Origin of the sequence: Sphingomonas sp. Leaf257 (genome assembly GCF_001422185.1) — a bacterium.
In the GTDB taxonomy this organism is placed as follows: Bacteria; Pseudomonadota; Alphaproteobacteria; order Sphingomonadales; family Sphingomonadaceae; genus Sphingomonas; species Sphingomonas yabuuchiae.
Map to the genome: position 1 here is coordinate 92,697 of NZ_LMMH01000034.1, position 15,879 is coordinate 108,575.

General features: G+C 67.6%; 11 protein-coding genes. 6 read left to right on the forward strand and 5 right to left on the reverse strand.

Features of this window, described 5'->3' with window-relative positions; translation table 11 throughout:
* Nucleotide 1: 1 nt before the first annotated feature.
* The gene (locus ASF14_RS16230; RefSeq protein WP_056437430.1) at nucleotides 2-3,151 is read right to left on the reverse strand and encodes an autotransporter outer membrane beta-barrel domain-containing protein; all 3,150 of its coding nucleotides are present in this window, start codon (nucleotides 3,149-3,151) and stop codon (nucleotides 2-4) included.
* Between the two features lie 276 nt (nucleotides 3,152-3,427).
* Between ASF14_RS16230 and mgtE the strand changes: the two genes are divergently transcribed.
* The gene (gene mgtE, locus ASF14_RS16235) at nucleotides 3,428-4,786 is read left to right on the forward strand and encodes a magnesium transporter (RefSeq protein ID WP_056437434.1); all 1,359 of its coding nucleotides are present in this window, start codon (nucleotides 3,428-3,430) and stop codon (nucleotides 4,784-4,786) included.
* Nucleotides 4,787-4,814: 28 nt separating this feature from the next.
* On the opposite strand, the gene ASF14_RS16240 is transcribed toward mgtE, so the two are convergent.
* Together ASF14_RS16240 and ASF14_RS16245 are read right to left on the reverse strand one after the other, a co-directional pair.
* Nucleotides 4,815-5,669: a glycoside hydrolase family 16 protein gene (locus tag ASF14_RS16240; RefSeq protein ID WP_082442296.1), complete on the reverse strand. Its 855-nt coding sequence runs from the start codon at nucleotides 5,667-5,669 to the stop codon at nucleotides 4,815-4,817.
* A 75-nt stretch (nucleotides 5,670-5,744) separates the two neighbouring features.
* Entirely contained in the window at nucleotides 5,745-6,548 is an 804-nt protein-coding gene (locus ASF14_RS16245) for an SDR family NAD(P)-dependent oxidoreductase (RefSeq protein ID WP_056438365.1), read from the reverse strand.
* 231 nt (nucleotides 6,549-6,779) lie between these two features.
* Here ASF14_RS16245 and ASF14_RS16250 point away from each other — a divergent pair, with 231 nt between their 5' ends.
* From ASF14_RS16250 to ASF14_RS16260, 3 genes are all read left to right on the forward strand, one after another.
* The gene (locus tag ASF14_RS16250; protein ID WP_236697106.1) at nucleotides 6,780-9,932 is read left to right on the forward strand and encodes a helicase-related protein; all 3,153 of its coding nucleotides are present in this window, start codon (nucleotides 6,780-6,782) and stop codon (nucleotides 9,930-9,932) included.
* 65 nt (nucleotides 9,933-9,997) lie between these two features.
* Nucleotides 9,998-11,074 carry an L-glyceraldehyde 3-phosphate reductase gene (gene mgrA / locus ASF14_RS16255; RefSeq protein ID WP_056437442.1) on the forward strand — a complete coding sequence of 359 codons (1,077 nt, stop codon included), beginning with the start codon at nucleotides 9,998-10,000 and terminating at the stop codon, nucleotides 11,072-11,074.
* Nucleotides 11,075-11,193: 119 nt separating this feature from the next.
* The gene (locus ASF14_RS16260; protein WP_056437445.1) at nucleotides 11,194-12,309 is read left to right on the forward strand and encodes a glycoside hydrolase family 43 protein; all 1,116 of its coding nucleotides are present in this window, start codon (nucleotides 11,194-11,196) and stop codon (nucleotides 12,307-12,309) included.
* 50 nt (nucleotides 12,310-12,359) lie between these two features.
* Here ASF14_RS16260 and ASF14_RS16265 read toward each other — a convergent pair whose 3' ends face one another.
* Both ASF14_RS16265 and ASF14_RS16270 read right to left on the reverse strand, forming a co-directional pair.
* The gene (locus ASF14_RS16265) at nucleotides 12,360-13,229 is read right to left on the reverse strand and encodes a hypothetical protein (protein ID WP_056437448.1); all 870 of its coding nucleotides are present in this window, start codon (nucleotides 13,227-13,229) and stop codon (nucleotides 12,360-12,362) included.
* A 67-nt stretch (nucleotides 13,230-13,296) separates the two neighbouring features.
* Nucleotides 13,297-14,577, reverse strand: a complete 1,281-nt coding sequence (locus ASF14_RS16270) for a S8 family serine peptidase (RefSeq protein ID WP_056437451.1) — start codon at nucleotides 14,575-14,577, stop codon at nucleotides 13,297-13,299.
* 80 nt (nucleotides 14,578-14,657) lie between these two features.
* Between ASF14_RS16270 and ASF14_RS16275 the strand changes: the two genes are divergently transcribed.
* Complete coding sequence (locus tag ASF14_RS16275) at nucleotides 14,658-15,149, forward strand: RNA polymerase sigma factor (protein ID WP_380773310.1); 492 nt, start codon at nucleotides 14,658-14,660, stop codon at nucleotides 15,147-15,149.
* The gene (locus ASF14_RS16280) at nucleotides 15,146-15,844 is read left to right on the forward strand and encodes an anti-sigma factor family protein (protein WP_056437459.1); all 699 of its coding nucleotides are present in this window, start codon (nucleotides 15,146-15,148) and stop codon (nucleotides 15,842-15,844) included. The genes ASF14_RS16275 and ASF14_RS16280 overlap by 4 nt, the downstream gene beginning before the upstream one ends.
* Nucleotides 15,845-15,879 lie beyond the last annotated feature (35 nt).

Consider the following 15,879-nt stretch of genomic DNA (forward strand, 5'->3'; position numbering starts at 1 on the left):
GTCAAAAGGCGAATTGCAAGGCGGCTCGCGCCGACAACGCGACATTGCCCAGCCGCTGTTCGGCATTGACCTCGCCGCTCAGGCGGATTTCGCTGGTGCCGGTGATCGCGCGCACCCGCCCGACCCAGCCGCCGTTGCGGGCCTCGGGATCGAGGATGAAGGGCGTGCCGTCGCCGAAGCTGGCGACCGTACGGCCCAAGGTCCCGGCGATCCGCTCGCGCCGACCGCCTTCGACCTCCAGCCGGCTCCATTGCGAGTAGCGATCATTACCGCCGAAGTTGATGCCCGCCGCGACGCTGGCGGTCAGCGCCAGTTCGTCGCTGGTCCGCTTGCGCACCGTCAGGTCATAGCCGGTACCACCGCCCGTCTCGCGATAAGCATCCTCGTTCAACCGATAATAGTCGACCGCCAGGATGGGGCGCACGTTGAACTGGCCGACCCAATGTTCCCACGAGACCGAGCCCGAGCCGGAATAGAGCATGCCCTTCCAGTCGCCGGTTGCACGGCGTTGCACCGCCTCGGTGCCGATCACGCCGTTAAACTGGCGTTGGGAGTCGAAGGACAGGAAGGCCGCCGAGCCGCGTGCCTGCGCCGCCAGCGCCCCCCAGCGCGCACGCCAGAAACCGGCCAGCTCATATTGGCTGTGGTTGACGCGGTTGACCGCCGTTCCCTCATTGTCGCGACCGCTCATGTAGGAGAGCGAGGCGCCGAAATTGCCCGCATCGGTCTTGTGCTCGATACCGCCGCTGATGCCCCAGCCGCGCACGTCATAGCTGCGGGTCGAGCGGGTGCCCTTGGACGCGTCCCAGCCGAGCGGGGTCAGCCAATAGCCCCATTTGCCTTCCTCGCTGAACTCGCCCGCCGGTTCGCGAAGCTGTGCCGCCGCCGCGCGCGAGGCCAGCGTCACGCCCTCGAACACGCTGCCGGTATAGTTGGGCAGCATCTGTTCGACCGCGCCCCGGAAGGCCGCGCCGTCATAGATGCCCCGGATCGAGTCGGACAGCTTGGCATCACGGCCGATCGCGGCGTCGATCGCGTCGAAGGCGCTGACTCCAGCGTTGCTCAGGCCCAGTTCGGTCTTGGCCTTGCGGCTGACCTCGACCGCGATCTCGTTGGGCTGGGCTGCGACGATCGCGCCCTTGTAGAGGAAGGGCATGGCCGAGGGGGCGAGCGTCAGATTGTTCGCGCCGGTCAACGTGCCGGAGCGCAACACGACATAGCGGCCGGTCACGTCGGTCCCGCCCGACACGCGCAAGGCAAGCTGGCTGTTCGCACCGATCGTCGTCGCGCCGCCGACCTGGATCAGGTTGGCGGTCGGGTTCGCCTTGTCGAGCGCGACGCTCAGGATCGACTGGTCGCCCAGGCTGAGCGAGGCGATGTTGGTCACGCCGTTCGCCGCAAAGGTCCCGCCGCCATTCGCGACCGTCACCGCGACGTGTGACGCGTTGGCAAGCCGGCCGGCAAACACGCCCTTGCCGGTGATCGCCAGCAGGTCCTGCCCCTGCCCCGCAAAATCCGCCACACCGTTGAAGCGCGCGGTATCGCCGATGGTCAGCGTGTCCGCCCCGGTGCCGAAGGTCGCGGTGCCTGCATAGGTGCCGGTGCCGCTCATCTCCAGCCGGTTAGTGCCGGTGCCGAAGCTGACATCCCCACTGACCGATCCCGCGCCGATCTGAAGCCGGTCATCACCGCTGCCGAAGCGGATCGCACCGGTGATGCTGGGCGCGGCGGCTCCGGTGGCGGGCGCGATCTGGCGCACGACCGCGCCGCTGGTGTTCGCCGACAGATCGATCGCCACGCTGCGCGAACTGTCCGCGCCTGCGCCCGCGATGGTACCCGCATTCTCGACCAGAGTCAGGCCGCCGGTACGGTCGAGGATCGCGGTCGCATTGGCCGACGTGGACGCCGCCCGGATCGACCCGGTATTGCGGATCGTCGGCAGCGAAGCCCCCGCCTCGATCAGGACGGCGGTGGTCAGCACGCCCGGCGCACCGCCGCCGGTTGCCGAGATGGTACCGCCATTGCGCAACTCGGGCGTCGAGGCTCCCGCGCCGAAGCGGATCGCGGTCGCTTCCGCGCCATTGGCGGTCGCCTGGACCGTGCCGCCGATAGCGACGCCTTGCGCGATCTGGACGTTGCCGCCCAGCCCGCCGATCGCCAGTGCCGTCGAGCGCACGCCGCTATAGACCCCGGCCGAGGTGATGCGGCCATTGACGACCAACCCTGGCGCGGGCGTTGCGCCGCCGGTCGCGCCGATCACGACCGCGCGGGTCGCCGATCCGATCTGCATCGTCGGCGCGGCACCGTTGGTGACGAGGTCCGCCGCCTTGCCTGTCGCATTGCCCAGCGTGATGCCGCCCGCGACATTGCCGCCCACGACCAGCGCCGACCCGCCCTGGAGCAGATCGTCGGGGTCGAGCTTCGACACATCGGCCGGCGGCGTGGTGTAGCGATAGCCGGTCGAGCCGATCCCGCCCTCAATATTCAACGCGCCGCCGATATCGCCGTCGATCCGCGCACCGACCGCACCTTCGCCGATCGCGACGATCGTGCCGCCGATCGTGACATTGCCTGACACGGCCCCCGCGCGTACGCCGACCGAGCGGTCGCCCAGCACATTGACCTTGCCCGACTGGACCAGATTGCCGGTGAGCGGCCCGTTCAGGTAAATCCCCGCCGAGTCGTTGCCCTCCACGGTGATCTCACCGCCATTGGTGATATTGCCGGTGAAGGCTCCCGCCGTACGGATGCCGGTCCGACGCCCCCCTTGCGCAAAGGGGCCATCCAGGTCCCCGTCCTTGTCGATATCGACCGGCGTATAGGTCTCGTCGATGACGATCTTGCCGGTGTTCGTGATATCGCCCTTCACACCCGCCGCTGCGCCGATGCCGACCGCGTCATTGGCGTCGGTCGTCTGGATCGTCCCCGCGTTGCTCAGCTTGTTGTTGCTGTCGAGCGTGACGGCCGTGCCGCTGCCGGTCGTCACCACACTGCCCGCCGCGACGATGCTGATATCGGCGGCGGCCCCGTTATTGACGGTGGCGGTGCGGACCGGTGTCGTCCGCTTGGTATCGATCACGGTCTGGGCCGAGGCGGCCGTCCCCGCCGCCAGCGCAAGCGTGGCGGTCGAGGCGAAGAGCAGGCGATGCACGAATAAGGTCCCCTTTATGTGCCTTTGCCCCACCAGACGGAGCCGCCCGGCTGAATCCTTGGCGCCCGGATTAAAATTTCGTCAGGTTCGCCGCAGGTGTTGACGATCGCGACCTTGAGGATCAGAGGGCGGCTCAGGCGTGGGAGCCCCCGCGTCGTTCCAGAAAGCGAGAACATGTCCAGCGACAGTTCCAGTAGCGCCGCACGCCTCGGGCTCGTCCGCTAGTTTCGCAACTGGCTTTCGTCCGCCCCGGGTCGTGCGGACGAAAGGTTTGAAATGGTCAACGATCTGATTGCCGGTGTCGCCGCCGGTTTCCGTTCCTCCCGGCGCGGCCTGTCCATCGCCGATCTCGTCGATACGCTGCAATCGCTTTCCGTCGAGGAAGCGGCCGACGCCCTGACGCAAATGCCCGACGCACGTGCCGTCGCCGTGCTCGACAGCCCCGAACTGCGCTCGGCCGCCGATATCCTCGCGCACCTGACCGCGGCGCGCGCCGCCGCCCTGCTGTCGCAGATGGCCGAGGACCGCGCCGCCGACGTGCTGACCGACATGGACGAGGGCGACGCCCTCGCGATCCGTGCCGAGCTGCCCGCCCCCGTCGTCGCGTCGATCGATACGCTGCTCCGCTGGCCGCCCGACAGCGCGGGTGGCATGATGACGACCGAATATGTCGCCTCTTCCGCCGACGCGACCGTTGCCGAGGTGCTGGCGCATATCCGCACCGTCGAGCGGAGCCGCGAAACCGTTTATTCCGTCTTCCTGTTGGAGCCGCAGGGGCGCCTCGTCGCCACCGTCTCGCTGCGCCAGTTGATCGCTGCCGAGCCGACATCGCGCGCGATCGACCTGGCGCGCGGGCATGACCCGATCACCGTCGCGCCGAGCACCGACCGCGAGGAGGTTGCGCATCTGATCCGCCGCCACGACCTGCTCGCGCTGCCCGTGGTCGACGAACAGGGCCGCCCGATGGGGATCGTCACGGTCGACGACGTGCTCGACGCGCTGGTCGCCGCGCATACCGAGGATACGCAAAAGTTCGGCGGCGTCGAGGCGCTGGACGGCCCCTATCTGGAAACCGGCTTCCTCGCGATGATCCGCAAGCGCGCCGGGTGGCTGAGCATCCTGTTCTTCTCGGAAATGCTGACCGCCAGCGCGATGCAGCATTTCGAGAGCGAGCTGGAGCGTGCGGTCGTGCTGACCCTGTTCATCCCGCTGATCATGAGCTCGGGCGGCAATAGCGGCAGCCAGGCGACCTCGCTGATCATCCGAGCGCTGGCGCTGGGCCAGGTCCGCCTGCGCGACTGGTGGCGGGTGGCGCTGCGCGAGCTTCCGGCGGGTATGACGCTGGGGGCGATCCTGGGGCTGCTGGGCATGGCGCGGATCGCGCTTTGGCAGACGCTCGGTTTCTACGATTACGGCCCGCACTGGATGCTGGTGGCGACCACGGTCGGCACCGGGCTGGTCGGCATCGTGACCTTCGGCTCGCTGGCGGGGTCGATGCTGCCCTTCCTGCTGCAACGCATGGGCTTCGATCCGGCCAGCGCCTCGGCACCGTTCGTCGCGACTTTGGTCGATGTCACCGGGCTGGTGATCTATTTCAGCATCGCGCTCGCCATCCTGTCGGGAACGCTGCTCTGATTCCTCCCCTTACAGGGGAGGAATGGGCTTACCGTTTCCAATAGCGCACATAATCCACCTTCATCGCCTGGGGCAGCGCGGCGTCGTCCACCCCCTTCTGTCCGCCCCAGTCACCCCCGACCGCCAGGTTGAGGATCAGCGAATAGGGCCGTGTGAACGGCCAGGCCGCCGCGCCGCCCGGCCGGTCGTTCCTCACGCGCATATAGGCCCGCCCGTCGACGCCGATCGTGATCGTCTCGGGCGTCCATTCCAGCTGATAGCGGTGATAATCCGTGCACGCCCCCGCCACGCGCACCTCGGCACCGCGCTGAGTCTTCAGGCGGTGGTTGAAGGCGGCGGAATGGACGGTCGCGTGGATCACGTCGGGGTCGAAGCCGACCATCTCCATGATGTCGATCTCGCCGCCATCGGGCCAGCGCGAGCCGTCCATCGGCAACAGCCAGATGGCGGGCCACATGCCCCGCCCGCAGGGTAGCTGTGCGCGCACTTCGTAGAAGCCGTAGCCCAGCGTCTGCTTCGCCACCAACTTCGCCGAGCTATAGCGCTGGCCACCCCAATCCGGCTCGTTGCGCAGCGCCTCCGCCCGCGCCTCGATGACCAATGCGCCGTTCTCGATGCGGGCGTTGGTCCGGTCGGGACCGGCATAATATTGCAGTTCGTGATTGGGCCAGCCGGTCTTGTTCTGGCCCGTGTCCCAGCGCCAGCGCCGCTGGTCGATTGCCCCGTTGAACTCGTCGCCGAAACTCGGCCGCGTGGCGGGGGCCGCCATGGCGCCGTCATAGGCATAGTTGGTCGCACCGAGCGACGGAGCCTCGGCCTGCTGGGCGGACGCCCCGGTGGCCAGCAACATGACGCCTGCCAGCCACCAAGTCGTTCTTTTCATTGCCATCCCCTCTCAGCTTTTGAGAGGGTATAAGCCGATCGGCGAGCCGACGCCAAGACGCCAAGTCGCGCCGGATCAGCCCGCGATGGTGAAGACCGAACCGGAGTCGACGCGGATGCCAGCCCCGTTGATGAAGCTCGCCCGTTCCGACACCAGGAAGGTGACGGCGGCGGCGACCTCTTCGGGGCGTCCGCGCCGCTTCAGCGCCATGCCGGGGCGTTCCTCGTCCAGGAACGTCTCGATCGCCTCGCCGAAGCTGACACCCTTTTCATCGGCGCGCTTCTCCATCATCTTGTCGGTCATCGGTGTCGCGATGAAGGCGGGCGAGACGGTGTTCACCAGCACATTGTCGGGGCCGTAAGCCTTGGACAGCCCCTTGGCCAGGCTGAGGATACCCGCCTTCGCCGCGCAATAGGGCAGTTCGTCGATATAGGGCTGCACCGCATCCTCGGAGGCGAACAGCACGATCCGGCCCCAGCCTTTGCTGCGCATCGCCGGGATCGCCTCTCGACACATGCGCACCGCGCCCATCAGGTCGATATCGATCGTCTCCTGCCAGCCCTTGTCGTCGATCTCCAGGAAATCGCCCGTCGCGCCGGTCACGCCCGCAGCGTTCACATAGATATCGGGGTCGCCCAGCCGCTCGCGGACCTCGGCCCAGATGGCCCGCACCGCCTCGACCTGGGTGACGTCGCCCGTGACCGCGATCACCTCGCCCAGCGGCGACAATTCTGCCACCGCTTCGTCCAGCGTCCCGTCCGGCTTGTCGGTCAGCGCAACGCGCACGCCCGCCTCCAGCAACAGGCGCGCGGTTTCCTTGCCCATGCCGGAGTCCGCGCCGCTGATGAGCGCGATGCGTCCCTTGATACCCAGATCCATCGTCATTCTCCTTGGACAGTGCGGCCGGCGGCGCGTGCTGATGTCGATCATCGATATGGATCAACCGTCCCGGCCATGAAGTGCCGAGGCCCGATAGGGTTCCGCCAGTTGGCGGCGATAAGTCTATGAACTTCAGCGGAACGCCCAACGTCGCCGCCCGTTCGAAAAGCCCCGCCATCTTTGCTGGAGTGCCGGTCGTTGCGCATGTTGTCTAAAGCCGAGATCGCCACCATGCCTCCCACCGGGGACGGCCCCGTACCGCTGCCGGGCAGCGCCGAATTGGCGGCGGGTGCGGCAGAAATCCTCGAGCGATCGGACATCATCCTGGCCGTCACCGACGAGACGCGCGCGCTGGGCGTGACGCGGATGCTGGAGGCGATGGCCCCCGACGCGACCATCTTGTTCTGCCCCGGTTCCGACGCCCTGCCGGGCGACGACGCCCCCGCCTCGCCTGCCAATGTAGGGCAGCGCGTGTCTGCGCTGCATCGTGCGCAGATGGCATTGGCGGCGAAGGATCGGGGTCGCATCGCCCTGATCACTTCCGGCGAGGCGCTGGCCCGCGCGCTGCCGCCGCCCGAAACCTTTGCCGCCGAGCCGCCCTGTGTCGCGATCGAGGACGCGTGCGATCTGGCGGACCTCCACGCGATGCTGCTCGACCTGGGCTATATCGCCGACGAGCGAGTGGACGAGCCCGGCGAAGTCGCGCTGCGCGGCCATGTGCTGGACGTGTTTCCCGCCGACGCCGAACAGCCCTTGCGCATCGAGGTCGCGGACGGCCAGATCATCGCGATCCGATCCTACGACCCCGCCGACCAGCGGAGCACCGGCGAGATCGAACGCCGCGAACTGGGCCGTGTGGCCGAACCACCGCTCGGGCAGACGCAGACCAGCCTGCTCGATCACCTCCCCGACGCCTGTGTCATTATCGAGCCCGCCGCCGACGAGCGTCGCCGCCGTCTGTTGCTGCTCAGCGCCGATGTCGCCAAGCGCGGATCGAAGCGCGCTGCCCGCGACATGATCGACGAGCGTCACTGGAAGAAGGCGCTCGATCAGCGCCAAACCGCCGAGATCGCCCGCATCGCCGAGCCCCCGCCGCGCTTCGTCGAGAGCCGTTCCCCCCTGCGCGACTTCGCCGCGACCGCCCGCGCAGCGATAAAGGAGGGCACGCGCGTCGTCCTGATCGGCAGCGAACGCGACCTGCGCTTCCTGGGCAAGCGGGTCGACAATGTGCTGCGCAAGACCGCCAAGCGGGCGGAAAGCTGGCAGGCCATATCGAAGGCCAAGGCCGGATCGCTCCTGACGCTTGTGGCACCCGCCGAACGCGGCTTTGCGCGCGACGGTATCATCGCGGTCAGCGCCGCCGATCTGCTGGGCAGCCGTGCCGAGCGGGAGGACGGCGCCACCCCGCATGTCGACCTGTCGCTGATGCAGACCGCCGAAATCCGGGTCGGCGACACCGTCATCCATGAGGATCACGGCATCGCCACCGTCGTCGGGCTGGAGACGATCGACGGGCAGGACGGGGTGTCGGGCGACGCGATCAAGCTGGAATATGCACGCGATGCGACCCGTCTCGTCCCCGTTGCCGAGGCCGACCGGCTGTGGCGCTATGGCGGCGAGGACGACGCGGTTCGCCTAGACACGCTGGACGGCAAAAGCTGGCACGAACGGCGGCGCGGCATCGACGAGGCGATCGCGACGACCGCGCGTCAGCTGACCGATATGGCCGCAGAACGCGCCGAGCGTCATGCGCCCGTGCTCGATCCCCCGGTCGCCGATTATGAGCGGTTCGCGGCGGGATTTCCGTATAGCGAGACCCCGGACCAGTTGACCGCCATCGAGGCGGTGCGCGCCGATCTCGCCTCCGGTCGCCCGATGGACCGGCTGGTCGTCGGCGATGTCGGCTTCGGCAAGACCGAGGTCGCCCTGCGCGCCGCCGCCATCGCCGCACTCGCAGGGCGGCAGGTGGTGGTGGCCGCGCCGACCACCGTGCTGGCCCGGCAGCATCTCGACAGCTTCACGACGCGGTTCGAGGAAGCGGGCATCGCGGTCGCCGGTCTCTCCCGCCTGTCCACCGCCGCCGAAAAGCGCAAGGTCAAGGCGGGGCTGGCCGATGGCAGCATCCGCATCGTCATCGGCACCGGTGCGGTCGCGGCCAAGGGGGTGACCTACAAGGACCTGGCACTGGTCATCGTCGACGAGGAACAGCGTTTCGGTGCCGCCGACAAGGCCCGACTTCAGGCGCTGTCTTCGGGTCATGTGCTGACCCTGTCCGCCACGCCGATCCCGCGCACGCTCCAGGCCGCGCTGGTGGGGCTGCGTCAGCTGTCGATGATCGCCACCCCGCCCGCCCGGCGACAACCGATCCGCACCGCCGTCTCCACCTTCTCCCCCGAGACGCTGCGGGCGGCGCTGCTGCGCGAGCGGTCGCGCGGCGGGCAGAGCTTTGTCGTGGTGCCGCGTATCGCCGACATGGCGCCCCTCGCCGAGAAGCTCGCCCGGATCGTACCCGAGCTGGAGGCCATGCAGGCGCATGGCAAGCTGCCCGCTGCTGAGATCGACGACGTCATGGTCCGCTTCGGCCGGGGCGAGGGCGATGTCCTGCTGGCGACCAACATCATCGAGGCGGGGCTGGACGTGCCGCGCGCCAACACCATGGCGATCGTCCATGCCGACCGTTTTGGCCTGGCGCAGCTCCACCAGTTGCGCGGACGCGTCGGGCGCGGGCATCGACGCGGGCAGGTCCTGCTGTTCGCCAAGGGCGAGGACGCCATCGCGCCGCGCACCCTGAAACGGCTGCGCACGCTGGAGGCATTCGACAGGCTGGGCGCAGGGTTCGCGATCAGCGCCCGCGACCTCGATATGCGCGGCGCGGGCGATCTGCTGGGCGATACCCAGGCCGGGCACATGCGCCTGATCGGAGTCGAGCTGTACCAGCAACTGCTGGAGGATGCGCTGCGCACCGCGCGCGGCGAGACGGTCGAACGCTGGACGCCGGAGCTTCGCATCGGGGTGGAGGGTCGCCTGCCCGAGGCCTGGATTCCCGATGAGGACCTGCGCATCTCGCTCTATGCCCGGTTGGGGCGGCTGCGCGACGATGCCGCGCTCGATGCGTTCGAGGCCGAACTGGAGGATCGGTTCGGCGAACTGCCGGACGATGCCGCCACGCTGTTGTCGCTCGCCCGGTTGCGCGAACGGATGCGGGCACGGTCGATCGCGCGGATCGATGCGGGACCCGCCGCCATCGCACTGACCCCGCATGGCCAGCAACCCGACCTGGACGGTATCGAGGGGCTGGAGGAGAAGGACGGTCGTCATCTCCTGAAGGAACGGCACGACAGTCCCGCCAATCGGCTGGCGCGGCTGGGCGAGTTGCTGGCTTGACCCATGCCATTGGCGGCGACGCCCGCGCGGCGTAGAGCCGCCGCCGAACAGAGAGGATTTTCGCCATGGCTTTTCCCGAACCCTATATGGCCGACCCCGCGCGTTATGACGGCCGGATGCCCTATCGCCGGACCGGACGCAGCGGGCTGAAGCTGCCCGCGATCAGCCTGGGGCTGTGGCAGAATTTTGGCGGGACCGATGTCTTCGAGACGGGCCGTGCGATCCTGCGCCGCGCCTTCGACCGGGGCGTGACCCATTTCGACCTCGCGAACAATTACGGGCCGCCTTACGGCTCGGCCGAGGAGAATTTCGGGCGGGTGATGGCGAGCGACTTTGCCGGCCACCGCGACGAGCTGATCCTGTCGACCAAGGCGGGCTGGGACATGTGGCCGGGGCCCTATGGCGATATCGGTTCGTCGAAGAAGTACCTGATCGCCAGTTGCGACCAGAGCCTGAAGCGGATGGGCGTCGATTATGTCGACATATTCTATTCGCACCGTGTCGACCCCACGACGCCGCTGGAAGAGACGATGGGCGCGCTGGTCCAGCTTCATCGCCAAGGCAAGGCGCTCTATGTCGGGATTTCCTCCTATGATGCGGGGCTGACCCGGCGCGCGGCGGCGATCCTGGCGGAGGAGAAGGTGCCGCTGTTCATCCACCAGCCGAGCTATTCGATCCTGAACCGCTGGATCGAGCCGGAGCTACTGGCCACGCTGGAGGAGCTGGGCACGGGCTGCATCGCCTTTTCGCCGCTGGCGCAGGGCATGTTGACGGGCAAGTATCTGGACGGCGTGCCGCAGGATGCGCGTGCCAGCCGGGGCGGCTCTCTGTCGCAGTCGCTGCTGACCGAGCAAAATCTGGCCGCGATCCGGCGATTGAACGACATCGCCCGGGCACGCGGGCAGACGCTGGCGCAGATGGCGATCGCCTGGGTGCTGCGCGACCCGCGTGTCACTTCCGCACTGATCGGCGCGCGGACGGTGGTGCAGCTGGACGACTCGCTCGATGCGGTGGCGCGGCTCGATTTTACCGCCGACGAATTGGCCATGATCGACCAGGCCGCACAGGATGGGGGCATCAACCTCTGGGCCGAATCCTCCGACATTGCTAAGCTGCCCGCAGCGCAGGGAATTCCAGCCTGACGACGTCTTGGGGACGGGCGATGGCCTCTTCATCGCCCGTTCCGACATGTTTTGTCATAGGCGAATGCTGGCATTTGTCGGACAGTTGAATTAATCTCCCTTAAAAAGGGGAGACGTTCATGAAGACATTGATCCGTAGTTGCGCCGCCATCGGCGCCCTTTTCGCGGCCACGGCGATCCATGCCGGTGGACAGGCACCGGCCTCCGCCCCCCGCCGACTGGAGATCGTGGCGAAGGACAGTCTGCCCAAGCCGCCCGCCCCGCGCGACGCGCGAACCGCCTATCTGATGACCTACTTCACCGACGAGGATCACTCGCTCCACTTCGCGACATCGCGCGACGGCTACAGCTTCACCAACGTCAATGGTGGCAAGCCGGTGATGGACGGAAGGGAAGCGGCCGAGCAGAAGGGCATTCGCGATCCGCACATCATGCGCGGCCCCGATGGCGGCTTCTATATGTCGATGACCGACCTTCACATCTTCGCCAAGCGCGAAGGGTTGCGCGATACGCAGTGGGAGCGGCCCGAGGAGCAATATAGCTGGGGCAACAACCGCAACATGATCTTCATGAAGTCCTACGACCTCATCCACTGGTCACGGTCGCGGGTCACGCCATCGGCCATGTTCCCGCGCTATCGCGACGCGGGCAATATGTGGGCGCCGGAGACGATCTACGATCCGCAGCGCAAACGCCTGATGGTCTATTTCACCACCCGCGACGGCAACGGACCGAATTATCTGGTCTATTCCTATGCCGACAAGGACTTCAGCACGCTGACCGAAGAGCCCAAAAAGCTGTTCGACTATCCCGATCCCAAGGTGAATGTGATCGATGCCGACATCACCAAGGTTGGCGGCAAATACCATATGTTCTATGTCGCGCATCAGGCGCCCGGCAATATTCGCCATTCGGAATCGTCGCAGATCAACAGCGGCTGGACGAAGGACCTGCGCAAGGTCGATCCCGAAACCGTCGGGACGGAGGCGCCGACATTGTGGCGGCGCAACGGCACAAACACCTATGTCCTGATGTACGATGTGTTCGGTATCAACCCGAACAATATGGGCTTTTCTGAAACCACGGACTTCGTGACCTATCGGAATATCGGTCGTTTCAATGAGCCTGGATCGCCGATGAAGGCCACGAACTTCACCCGACCCAAGCATGGCGCGGTCGTCGCGATCAGTCCGGCCGAGGCTACCCGGCTGGAGCGGTATTTCGCCGCGCGTTGAACGTGAAGATGCGCCCGACCATGTCAGGCCGGGCGCATCCCTCAGTCCGGTTACTTCGCGGCGCTGCTCACATCGCCCTGGCCCATGGCCGAGACCAGCACATTGCCCGAGCCGGAGAAGTTGGCGGCGGGCAGGTTGGCGACCTTGTCACCCACCTTCACCAGCACCCGCTCCACCGCGCCGCGTGCGTTGGTACGGACCGACTGGACCGCGCCGATCGCCCGACCCTGCGCATCGTTGACGACCATGCCGGTATTGACCGGAAAGGCCCCGCCCTGCGCCGCGCCGCTACCGGCCAGCGCCAGATTGCCCGCCAGCGAACCGTTGCCGCCCGTCGCCGATGCGTTGCCCGACGCCGAGCCTGCCACGCTGCCGCCCGCATTGGCGGCACGATTGGTCAGGTTGGAGACGGTGCCCCGCGCCCGGTTGCCGACCGCTCCGGCGGTGTCGCGCACCCGTCCGGCGACGTTACCGACCGTATTCACGCCGCGCCCTGCGGCATCGCGCACCGCGTCGGTGCCGACCAGCTGCGCATTCACGCCGCCGCCGACCGTGCCCGAGGCCGAGCCGTTGGTGACGCCTGACTGGTTGCCGACCCGCGTCGCGCTGTCCAGCGTCGAGCCGCCGCCGGCTTCACCCGATGCCGTCACCCGGCCACGGCGCAGATCGACATTGCGATCGCCACGCACCGAGCCACGCGTCCGGGTCGCCGTGTCGGTCGCGGCGCGACCGGTCTGGCCAACCCCGCTCAGCGTACCGTTCGCCCCGCCGGTCAGGCCGCCGGTGACACCACCCAGCTGACCGCCCAGGCCACCACCACCGACCAGGCCGCCGCCGCCACCAAGCAACTGCGCCGAAACGGGCATCGCGACAAGCGCCGCAGCAAGGATCGCGGTGCCGGAAAGAAGGGTCTTCATCATCGTTCTCCTTAACTTCTGAAGAGACAACGAGAGGGCCTTCCGATTTAATCCCAAAAAAATTCGCTTTTTACTGTGCTTGCGTCCGGCAATCGGCGCAAACCATTCCACGGCCGAGGAATTTTTCCTCATTTCTCCGGCCATTTTTTTTGGCTTCGGCGTCGACATCGGCCAGTGCAGCACGGATACGGCCGGGGTCGAGCGACGGATAGGCGGCGGCCACGCGACCCGCGACCAGCGGGGCGGCAAAGGATGTGCCCCGCACCTTGAAGCGACGACCACCGACTCCGGCCGCCAGCATGTCCGCGCCCGGTGCGGCGTAATCGAGATGGCTCGCCCGCCCCGCCTCGATCAGCGGCCGTCCCCGCCCGTCGACGCCGGTCACGGCAATGACGCCGGGATAGGAGGCCGGATAGGCGGGCGGCGCGGCCGGGCCATTATTGCCGACCGCCGCCACGATGATGAGGCCCCGCTTCTGTGCCGCCGCGACGACACGGGCAAGCAGCGGGTTGGCGGGGCCGACCAGGCTGATCGTCGCCACCGACACGCGCTGTTCGACCAGCCAGCCCAACGCCTTGGCGATGGCGGTGGCATTGCCGCCCGCCGGATCGCTGCCATAGACATCGGCCGAGGCGATCCGCGCACCGGGCAGCGCCCCCCGGATGCCATTGCTCCCGGCGATCAGCGAGGCGACCGCCGTGCCATGGTCGTTGGCGCGCGGAGCGCCCGTGGCGAAACCCCTGGCCATCGCCGCGCCCTCGGCACCGCCATCGATCACGCCGACCATGGTGCCGCGCCCGGTGCCGCCTTGCACCGCCGTCAGTGCGGCCGGTGCACCGGCTCCGCTCGGCAGGTGAAGCTGATCGGCGCTCACCTCTCCGCCCAGTTTCTGAAGAATGCCCAGTGCGGCCTTCAACGACTGGCCCGGCGGCACACGCAGCCGGACGAAGCCGACGCCCAGCACATCGTCGCGCTCGATCACCGTAAAGCCCAGTCGCCCGACCGTCGCCAACAACGCATCGCTGGGGGCATCGACCACCACCTCGCCCGCGCGCGCCGGAAATCCCATCGGGTCCAGCGCGATGGCGTCCGGGTGATCGCGGACCAGTTGCGCGAAGGTCGCCCGGCGGACCTGCTCCAGCTGCCGCACGGTCGCGCGCGACGCGGCGTCCACCCGGTCGATGACAGGGTCGGCGAGCGATGAAATTCCTCGCCCGACCGAGGGCAAACCGCCGGGAAGCGACGGCATTCCGGGTAGCGAGGGCACCAGTTGTGCCCGCCCCGCCGTCACGCCCAACGCCAGGCCCGCCGCCGCCATCGATACTGCCAGATAGCGGGTCGTCCGCTTCATCGCCGTTCATCCATTGTCAAAATTCATGCTGACATGGATTAAACGATGAACCTCATCCGTTTCATCCCTGCAACAAGGAAATAGGTTTGGCCGCTTTCGAGACCGAGTTGTTGGCGCTGCTCCCGCGACTGCGGCGGTTCGCGCGATCGCTCACCCATGACGGGGCGGATGCGGACGATCTGTGCCAGGTCACGATCGAAAAGGCGCTGATGGCGCGGAACGCGTGGCAGGCGGGGACACGATTGGATAGTTGGATGTACCGGATCATGCGCAATGCCTGGATCGACACCGCCCGCGCCCGGTCGCGCGCGGCGGAGACCTTCGTCGCCGAAGAGGCGGGGCTGGGCGTCGGCGGCGCTGGCAATGCCGAGGCGCGGGTCGCGCTGAACGAGGTGGATGCCGCGATGCGCACCCTGCCCGACGAACAGCGTGAGGCGGTGGCGCTCGTCCTGGTCGAGGGGCTCGCCTATAAGGAAGCCGCCGAGATACTGGACATTCCGATGGGCACCCTGACCTCGCGCCTGGTGCGTGGGCGACAGGCGCTGATGGCGCGGCTGGGAGAAGCGGCATGACGGTCGAACCCGAATTGCTGATGGCCTATGCCGACGACGCGCTCGATCCGCTGACGGCCAAGCGCGTGGAGCGTGCCATCGCCGCCGATCCCGCTTTGGCCGAGGAAGTCGCACGCCATCGCCGCCTGAAGGCGAAACTGGGCGCGGCCTATGCCCCGATCGTGGATGATCCCGTACCCGACCGGCTGGCAGCGATGCTGACCAGCAACGTCGTGCAGATGCCCCAGCGCCAGCCCCGCCCCTCACGCGTCTCGGCTGCCTGGCGATCGGCGGCGGCGATGGCCGCTTGCCTCGTGGTCGGGGTGCTGGTGGGACGCGGCGTACAACAGGAAGGGCCGGTCATGGCGACCGACCATGGCCTCTATGCCGCCGGTTCGCTCGCCAAGGCACTCGACGATCAGGCGAGCGGCGTTAAGGGGCCGGTGCGCATCGCGGTCAGTTTCCGTGCCGAGGACAACGGCTTTTGCCGCGTCTTCCAGTCGGCCGAGGCGGACGGAATCGCCTGTCGCGATCCGAAGGGCTGGTCGTTGCGCCGGACCATGCCGGGCAGCACGCCCGGTACAGGCAGCGGCTATGCCCAGGCGGGATCGTCGGATGCCGAACTGATGGCGGCGGCTCAGGACATGATGGCCGACATGCCGCTGGACGCGGCGGGCGAGAAAAAGGCGATTGCGGGCCACTGGCGCACACGCTGACCGGTGATTTCGGAAAGCGATCGTTTCCACCACGT

Excerpts from the sequence above, each read along its gene's own strand:
- ASF14_RS16250 (WP_236697106.1), top strand. The coding sequence starts at position 6,780 with ATGCCTCCCACCGGGGACGGCCCCGTACCGCTGCCGGGCAGCGCCGAA.
- ASF14_RS16265 (WP_056437448.1), bottom strand. The coding sequence starts at position 13,229 with ATGATGAAGACCCTTCTTTCCGGCACCGCGATCCTTGCTGCGGCGCTT.
- ASF14_RS16240 (WP_082442296.1), bottom strand. The coding sequence starts at position 5,669 with ATGAAAAGAACGACTTGGTGGCTGGCAGGCGTCATGTTGCTGGCCACC.
- ASF14_RS16280 (WP_056437459.1), top strand. The coding sequence starts at position 15,146 with ATGACGGTCGAACCCGAATTGCTGATGGCCTATGCCGACGACGCGCTC.
- mgrA (WP_056437442.1), top strand. The coding sequence starts at position 9,998 with ATGGCTTTTCCCGAACCCTATATGGCCGACCCCGCGCGTTATGACGGC.
- ASF14_RS16270 (WP_056437451.1), bottom strand. The coding sequence starts at position 14,577 with ATGAAGCGGACGACCCGCTATCTGGCAGTATCGATGGCGGCGGCGGGC.
- mgtE (WP_056437434.1), top strand. The coding sequence starts at position 3,428 with ATGGTCAACGATCTGATTGCCGGTGTCGCCGCCGGTTTCCGTTCCTCC.
- ASF14_RS16245 (WP_056438365.1), bottom strand. The coding sequence starts at position 6,548 with ATGGATCTGGGTATCAAGGGACGCATCGCGCTCATCAGCGGCGCGGAC.
- ASF14_RS16260 (WP_056437445.1), top strand. The coding sequence starts at position 11,194 with ATGAAGACATTGATCCGTAGTTGCGCCGCCATCGGCGCCCTTTTCGCG.